The sequence below is a fragment of the Stieleria sp. genome (assembly GCF_041595215.1).
Classification (GTDB): Bacteria; Planctomycetota; Planctomycetia; order Pirellulales; family Pirellulaceae; genus Stieleria; species Stieleria magnilauensis.
The window spans coordinates 1-6,784 of sequence record NZ_JBFHKV010000403.1 but is presented as its reverse complement, the minus strand read 5'-3'; the positions used below and the strand labels follow the sequence as shown (position 1 = coordinate 6,784).

7 protein-coding genes and 1 tRNA gene are annotated in these 6,784 nt (G+C 60.7%); 6 read left to right on the top strand and 2 right to left on the bottom strand.

Features of this window, described 5'->3' with window-relative positions; genetic code table 11:
• The coding region (locus ABX749_RS16355; RefSeq protein WP_372896911.1) for a hypothetical protein at positions 1 to 530 on the top strand (530 nt) is incomplete at its 5' end.
• 98 nt (positions 531 to 628) lie between these two features.
• Here the strand turns inward: ABX749_RS16355 and ABX749_RS16350 are convergent.
• Positions 629 to 702 (bottom strand) — tRNA-Val (locus ABX749_RS16350).
• Positions 703 to 986: 284 nt separating this feature from the next.
• On the opposite strand from ABX749_RS16350, the gene ABX749_RS16345 reads away from it, so the two are divergent.
• From ABX749_RS16345 to ABX749_RS16335, 3 genes are all read left to right on the top strand, one after another.
• Positions 987 to 1,277: a hypothetical protein gene (locus ABX749_RS16345; protein WP_095741835.1), complete on the top strand. Its 291-nt coding sequence runs from the start codon at positions 987 to 989 to the stop codon at positions 1,275 to 1,277.
• A gap of 168 nt (positions 1,278 to 1,445) precedes the next feature.
• A complete protein-coding gene (locus ABX749_RS16340) occupies positions 1,446 to 1,742 on the top strand; it encodes a hypothetical protein (protein WP_095741834.1) in 297 nt (98 codons plus the stop codon).
• Positions 1,743 to 2,126: 384 nt separating this feature from the next.
• Complete coding sequence (locus ABX749_RS16335; protein ID WP_372896910.1) at positions 2,127 to 2,543, top strand: STAS domain-containing protein; 417 nt, start codon at positions 2,127 to 2,129, stop codon at positions 2,541 to 2,543.
• 403 nt (positions 2,544 to 2,946) lie between these two features.
• Here ABX749_RS16335 and ABX749_RS16330 read toward each other — a convergent pair whose 3' ends face one another.
• On the bottom strand, positions 2,947 to 4,677 hold the full coding sequence (locus ABX749_RS16330; protein ID WP_372896909.1) for an alpha/beta hydrolase: 1,731 nt from the start codon (positions 4,675 to 4,677) through the stop codon (positions 2,947 to 2,949).
• A 310-nt stretch (positions 4,678 to 4,987) separates the two neighbouring features.
• On the opposite strand from ABX749_RS16330, the gene ABX749_RS16325 reads away from it, so the two are divergent.
• Together ABX749_RS16325 and ABX749_RS16320 are read left to right on the top strand one after the other, a co-directional pair.
• On the top strand, positions 4,988 to 5,791 hold the full coding sequence (locus ABX749_RS16325) for a glycosyltransferase (RefSeq protein WP_372896908.1): 804 nt from the start codon (positions 4,988 to 4,990) through the stop codon (positions 5,789 to 5,791).
• A 116-nt stretch (positions 5,792 to 5,907) separates the two neighbouring features.
• Positions 5,908 to 6,522, top strand: a complete 615-nt coding sequence (locus ABX749_RS16320; protein ID WP_372896907.1) for a GNAT family N-acetyltransferase — start codon at positions 5,908 to 5,910, stop codon at positions 6,520 to 6,522.
• The last annotated feature ends 262 nt before the right edge of the window (positions 6,523 to 6,784 follow it).

Genomic DNA, 6,784 nt, shown 5'->3' with positions numbered 1-6,784 from the left:
GGTGCTGCTTTGTCTTGTGCCTCCAGCAACTCTATCGCGGCATTCGCGATGGAAAGGTAACAGGCGTTGCGGGCGGCAAAGCGCAATCGTTTTTTGTCGGCGTTGACAGGGGCGAAAGGCCGTTCGCGTTCTGGGGCTTCATGTTGCAACAGACCATCTTCACGTTGCTCGTGTCGTCGGCGCTTTGGATGGGGTTGTTCCAACAGTACGTGTTCGCGGAACGAAAGCCGACAATCACCTCTGTCCAACCCGACAGTCGAGCAAGCCTCCTGGTCTATTGGCATCGCCCGGACCGAATCGATGATCCGCTACAATACATCGTCTCTCGCAGTTCCGCAGACAACGCCATGGTCGAGATTGCCCGACACCCCGGCGGAGCGTCCGACGGTCAATATTTAGACCGGGATGTCGATCCGGGCACCACCTACACCTATCAGGTTGAAGCTCGCTATCACCGCCTGACTCAGTGGCTACTTTCCACTGAGTCAACACGAAGCGAACCGGTGAGCGGCAAAACATTTTCGAGGTAGGTGCGGAAGAACCCCAGATCGCTCCGCCCGGACTCGTCGCCGACGACGGCCCAAAAGAAAACCCCGCAAAACGCTAGGTTTCACGGGGTTTTCGGGAGTGGGCGATACAGAATTCGAATCTGTGACCTCTACGATGTCAACGTAGCGCTCTAACCAACTGAGCTAATCGCCCGCGTGTTTTTTCAGGCAGACGGCACGGTCGCCGAGGCGGGGTGTCGTGCGGCGGTCTGCTGCGGTACCGAGTGGGATCGGACGTCGGAAGCTGAAACTTCAGCTTTCTCCGTCGATCGGTCGGTTGCGTAGTCTGTAGCGATCGCGACGCGTCGTCAAGACGCCTTGGCGAAGGAACGAAAAAACTTCGGACTTGCCCCGGAAGTGGTGCAGGCCTAAAAATGGAACCGCGGAATTCGAGGGTTCCGCCTCCGACCCCGCTTTCGTCTTCCCCTGGCCGCCGAGATGTCTCGTTTTTTTGCCGGAATGTTCTGCGGCGCGCTGCTGCTGTTCGTCGTCATGCACTATCACATCGTGCGTGGCAACAACGGCGTCGTCTTGGTGCCCAAGATCAGCAACAACCTGGCGGGAATCTACACCGACATCCGCGCCTTTGATCTGCAGGACTGGCAGAGCCACAAGGCCCTGGCGGCGGCGATCATGCGCAGCAATCAAGCCGATCTGCTGGAAGATTCCGCCCACCGCAGTTTCGGCGATGCGATGCGTCGCGTCGTCGACGACGTCTTCGGCGGGTAACGGCAACGCCAAGCCGCGCGGTCGGCACGATTGGCACGTTCGCTCTGATCTTGGCGACCCGTCGTTGGGCGGCGTCATTGATGGCATGCCAGACGCAATGCCGATGGATCTATCACGGTTTGCCGCTTGCTGGACGACCCCCAAGGCGATTTACACAGAGCTCGATCCATGTCTTTCTATCGAAATCGATATTTCCTCAGCGGAATCCTGCTGATTCTGCTCGGGTTGCAGTTTCGTCGCGTCGAATCCTTCGTGCTCAACGAACGCTCCACCCGGTTCGTCGCCCGGATGACCAATACCCCATTGGTCGACAATTCCACGACGCTGGGTTCGATTTTCGAGCCCGTCACTCCGGTGCCACGAAAACGTGTCACCCCCCCGCGTTGGCTGGGGCTGTCCATGATCGCGTTCGGTTGCGTGATCACGTTTCACTCCTTCGTGATCCCCCGCCACCGCGAGGGCTAAGCAACCGGCAGCGGACGTGAAAACGACGCCTCGGCAAGAGTCGGGCGACACCGCCGCCGGCTGACCGGGCGTCGCCCCCTGATCGAGACGTCTTGTGATCCTTGCTCACCCCGCCCCCGATAGGGGATGGGTGATGGACGCCTCTGTGAGGCGTTGCCGTTGCCCATCGACGCGTCCATCGCAGGCGTTGCGCGGCACGTGATTGTTTGCCCTGCGTGTCCTTTTTTGATATGCTTTCATGAAGTTGAGTGCAGAAAACACTGAGTTTTCGCAACAACGTCGTGTGGAATGAAGCAGTCGAAAATGGCTGTGGGTGCCAATGGCACCACAGTTCTGGCACTTGGTCCAGTTCCTTGCCCTAACACCTGAGAACGCATCGCACCGATGACTCAAGCAACGGCAGTTGAGATCCATTTCCACGACTGTTCCCTGGTCGTGTCGCCTTCGCTGAAGGTGATCAACCGTCGAAAATCGGCCCGAAAAATTTCCTCCAAGGTGAACGATGCGCTGGATCAACCGCGCGAGCACATGGTGACCGACGTGATCGTTGATCTCGGACAGGTGACCTGGATCAGTAGCGCGGGGCTGAACGAATTGATTCGGCTGCGGGCGCAATCGCGAGCCTCAGGCATCCATCTGCGTCTGCGTTCACTCAATGAAGCCGTTCGGGATGTCTTTCGCATCACACGCTTGGAACGGATCTTTGAATTCGAAGGGAATCCGGAGAACGAACCGGTGGCCGTGGCTGCCGCAATCGAATCCGATCTGGACCACTCGGTGCAGGCACCGATCTCTGTCTGAAATTGGGCCGGTGCTGACCGCCGCTGCGGTGGGAGATGGCCCCCGAGGGCACTGACGCCGTTCGCCGAAGGGCGCGAGCAACCGTCGTCGTAAGCCCAAGACCGCGAAGTAAAGCATTGCCTCCTTGTGCTGGGGCCCGTAGGCTCGCCCCAAACGGCTGATCTTCGTTTGAGATCAGCCGGTTCGCGCCAGCGCGAGCGGCCTGTCCGTTTGTCTTCACTTAGCGGGATCGGTTTCAAGCCCGCACGCGTTAGTCAGGGCCCACCCGGCGCCCCTCGCTCACGTGTCGCGCCTGAGATGATCGGCTGCCGGAGGAAGACAGCCGTATTTTTGGGCGGCCGTGGACCTGCTCTGCTCCGAATCCGCGCTGACGGCGCAGTGACGGGACACCAACGCGACGTTGCTATTTGATCGACAAAGGTTCGGCGGAGAAGCGTTGCTGCACGGTCGGTTGACCGATCAATTGCCAGTAGGTCAGCGCGCCGAGGGGCCGCGGAATGAGCTGGGGCCGCTGGGTCGCCGGCAGTCGGTTGCGGACGAGCTGGTACAAATCCTGCAGCATCGACGGCGCGTCGCCGTAGTAGCTGTGTCCGAGCAGGCTGAGGTCGATGCCACTGACATCGATGGTTTCAACGCCCGGGACCACCACGATGTCGTCACCACTCTCACCGGCGCGGGGGTACCCGTGCACTTGCTTGGATGCGATCAGTGCTTGATCGTCGGAGGAGGCATAAAGGGTGACGTGCTCCGCGATGGACGTCAGCGCGGGTGCCAAGTCGCGGCGGAACCGATCGGCGTCCACGTCGGGGGCGGCTAGCACGACGCGGTCAAACAGGGGAGACGGTTCGGTGTCGAATTGCTGCTGCCATCCGATTTCGACCAGCGCCCCGGTCGTCGGCCGATTCCCCATGCTGTGGGCGACGACGTTGATCGAACGCGCACCGCTTTGATGAGCCAGATCGAGCAGGAATTGTTTGAGATGCGTTTGAGTCCAGGCGGCATTGTTCTCATCGACGGTGTAGCCCAGCAGCGTGCCTTGGCTGGGCCAGCTGTAACACACCGGAACACCCTCGAAGGGAAGGTCGACTGCGATCTGAGCGGTCCGCCGGATCGCCGATTGGAAGTCGACGTTGTAGCCGTGAATGAAAACCAGCAAGTCTTGGCTGGGCGACAATGCGACGGTCTCGGCGAGCCGTCGCTCAAAATCAGAATCGGAAAGTTCGACCGCACTGGTCAGGACAATGTGTTCCTGCTGGTCTTCGCGAATTTCAAATCTCAGCAAGCTGGGTCGCTCGACCATGCCGCGTTGGTGCGTGTCCGGCACCGTCACTTCGGCGATCCCTTTGACCAGCGTTCCCCGGTCTGCGTTGTACGTCACGCCGTGTTTTTCGATGCTGGCGGTGCCGGAGAGCAAGACGGCCGATGCGGCCAAGGCGGAAACGACGCCGAATGTCGAGAACCCTAGGGCGGCTGGGGAACGGCGTCGCAGCGCGCTGAATCCGGCGAGGGCGAGAAAGACGATGGAAGAACCGCCCAACAACACCAGGGCGTCGCGGTTGCCGGTGACGTTGTAGGCGGACAAGGCAACCGAATCTCGCTGGCGATCGGTGGCATAGTAAACGGCCACGGTCGCGAACGCGCGGTCGGCGTCGTGGGTCGCGCCGGCGGGAAGCGTTGCAAAGGGGCCCGTCGGCGTTGACTCGGCAACCCGGGCGGCCATCGGCGGGGGCGGCGGAAGTGCAAGTGAGCGGGGTGCCATCTCGGACGAAAACGCCATCGACGGCTCGGGTTCTGACTCAAACGCCGAATCGGCGAACTGCGGATCTCCCTGTTCGATCGCGGGGGGCAGGACGCTGATTTCCGGTGTGGCTTCCGGGACGACCACGACGTCGGGATCGACCTCCGGAGCCGGCTGAATCGCTTCGGCCTGGGCGTCCGGTTGCTCCATCGCCTGACCGCCCCGCTCGCCGGAGCAGCCGGCAAAGGTCAGCAATGCCAGCAAGACGAAGCCCAACGGGAAGAATCGCTGTGACAGGAGGCCTTGCGAGACCACCTTTCGGGCGATGCGGTGGCTGGAATCAACCTTCAGTCGGGCGGAATCGGCTGGGGCAGGATCGATCGGGTCAGAGAGCATGATGGAGTGACCTTGGGGCAGGGATTGGTCATTTCACGGTTTGCCCGTGTGCTCGGGCAGAAGCAGCGCTCGGGCGCTTCGGGCGACATGCCTTCGATACTCTGCCGAAACGGTCCAGGTCGATGGCAATTGCGGCAGATCAATCTTTACCCGCTCGTATGTCTTTCTGTTTACTACGCCAAACCGCCTTCTCAGCCCTGCCTAAGAGTGTCGACGAATGGATTCGCACCGTCTGCCAGCCAGCCTGCCAGCCAGCCTGCCCGCCAGCCTTCCAGCTCACCAGCCCGCTTCCGTTTCAGCGTCTGTGATCATGACAACGTTTCGGTCGCCCCATTATCTCCGCCAAGTGCTCCAGGGGTTTGCCAACCAGACCTGTCGAGACTTTGAGATTGTGGTCGGCGAAGATGGCCGGACGGAAGAGACGCGCGGGGTGATCGACGAGTTTGCCACACGCACGGACTTTCGAGTTCGTTATGTTTCTCAGACCCATCAGGGATTTGGGAAAACGCGGATCCTGAATCGTGCCATCGACGCGGCCCAGGGCGACTACTTGATCTTCACCGACGGCGACTGTGTCCCGCGCCGCGACTTTGTCGCCGAGCACCTGCGGCTTGCCGCGCCGGGCCGATTCCTCTCCGGCGGCTGCTATCGGCTGAAACGTGCGTTGACCGATCGAATCCTGGCCGGCGACGTCGCGTACCACGATTTCACCGACCCCGTGTGGCTGAAACAGAACGGCGACGACGTTCCCGCCAAATGGCTGTGGATTCAAAACCGACCGGTTCTGGCCAAGGTGTTGGACCTCGCCACCACGACACGCCCGACTTTCAACGGCCATAACGCGTCAGCTTGGAAAGCGGATGTCGTCGCGGCCAACGGGTTCAACCATGAAATGCGTTATGGCGGCCTGGATCGTGAACTCGGGGAACGATTGGAGAATGCCGGTGTGTTGGGCATGCAAATCCGCCACCGTGCGGTCTGCTATCACCTGGACCATGACCGCGGCTATGTCAACGACGAAGACTGGCAGCGCAATCGAGACATCCGCCAACGCGTCCGGAAACTCGGCATCACGCGGGCACCGCAGGGGTTGGACCAGATCCAGGCGGCTTGAGGGATCGGGTCACGGGAATCCAAGACGTTGGAAGGCCAGATGATAGGGGCAAAACGATAGGGGCAAGACAATAGGGGCAGAACAATGATGGGATGGCAGAATGATGGGATGGCAGAATGACGGGAGACAGGGCGACGGGGTGGTTGGATGCGGTCACGCTCAGCGGCGGTGGGGTTCGACTCGAGTTACTCGATCCACGCCATCACGACGAGCTTGTTGAATCGGCGCGGGACGGTCGCCTGTGGGAACTGTGGTACACGAGCGTCCCCGAGCCCGACGCGATGGCTGGTGAAATCGAGCGTCGGCTTGATTTGTACGCGAGGCGGTCGATGTTGCCGTTTGTGATCATCGATGAGGCATCGGGCCGGGCGGTCGGAATGACCACGTACATGAACGTCGACGAAGCGAATCGACGCTTGGAGATCGGGTCGACGTGGTGTCGCCAATCCGTTTGGCGCAGCGGACTGAACACTCGGTGCAAGCGACTTCTGCTGACGCAGGCGTTCGAAACGATGAATTGCATCGCCGTCGAGTTTCGCACGCACTTCTTCAACCGCCGCAGCCGTGTCGCGATCGAACGTCTTGGCGCGAAGCTGGACGGGGTTTTACGCAACCACCAGATCTTGTCCGACGGGACACTGCGAGACACGTGCGTCTATTCGATCCTCGCCAGCGAATGGCCGGCGGTCAAAACCCATTTGACGTTTCTGGTGCAGCAACGCGGCGAATAGCTGCCGCCATTGGATCGACCGAATTCGCGTTTTCGAGCGAATGCTGGGCAGGGCCCGTAGGCTCACGCCAAACGGCTGATATTCGTTTGACATCAGCCGGTTCGCGCAAGCGTTGGGGCTGCGACTCCGTTTCTTCTGGCTTGGGCCCGTAGGCTCACGCCAAACGGCTGATGGTCGTTTGAGCTCGGTACAAACGAAACGACCTCTCCCGAAGGAGAGGTCGCGTGGTGATCAATCGGGGGCGGAAACCGCTTACTCTTGC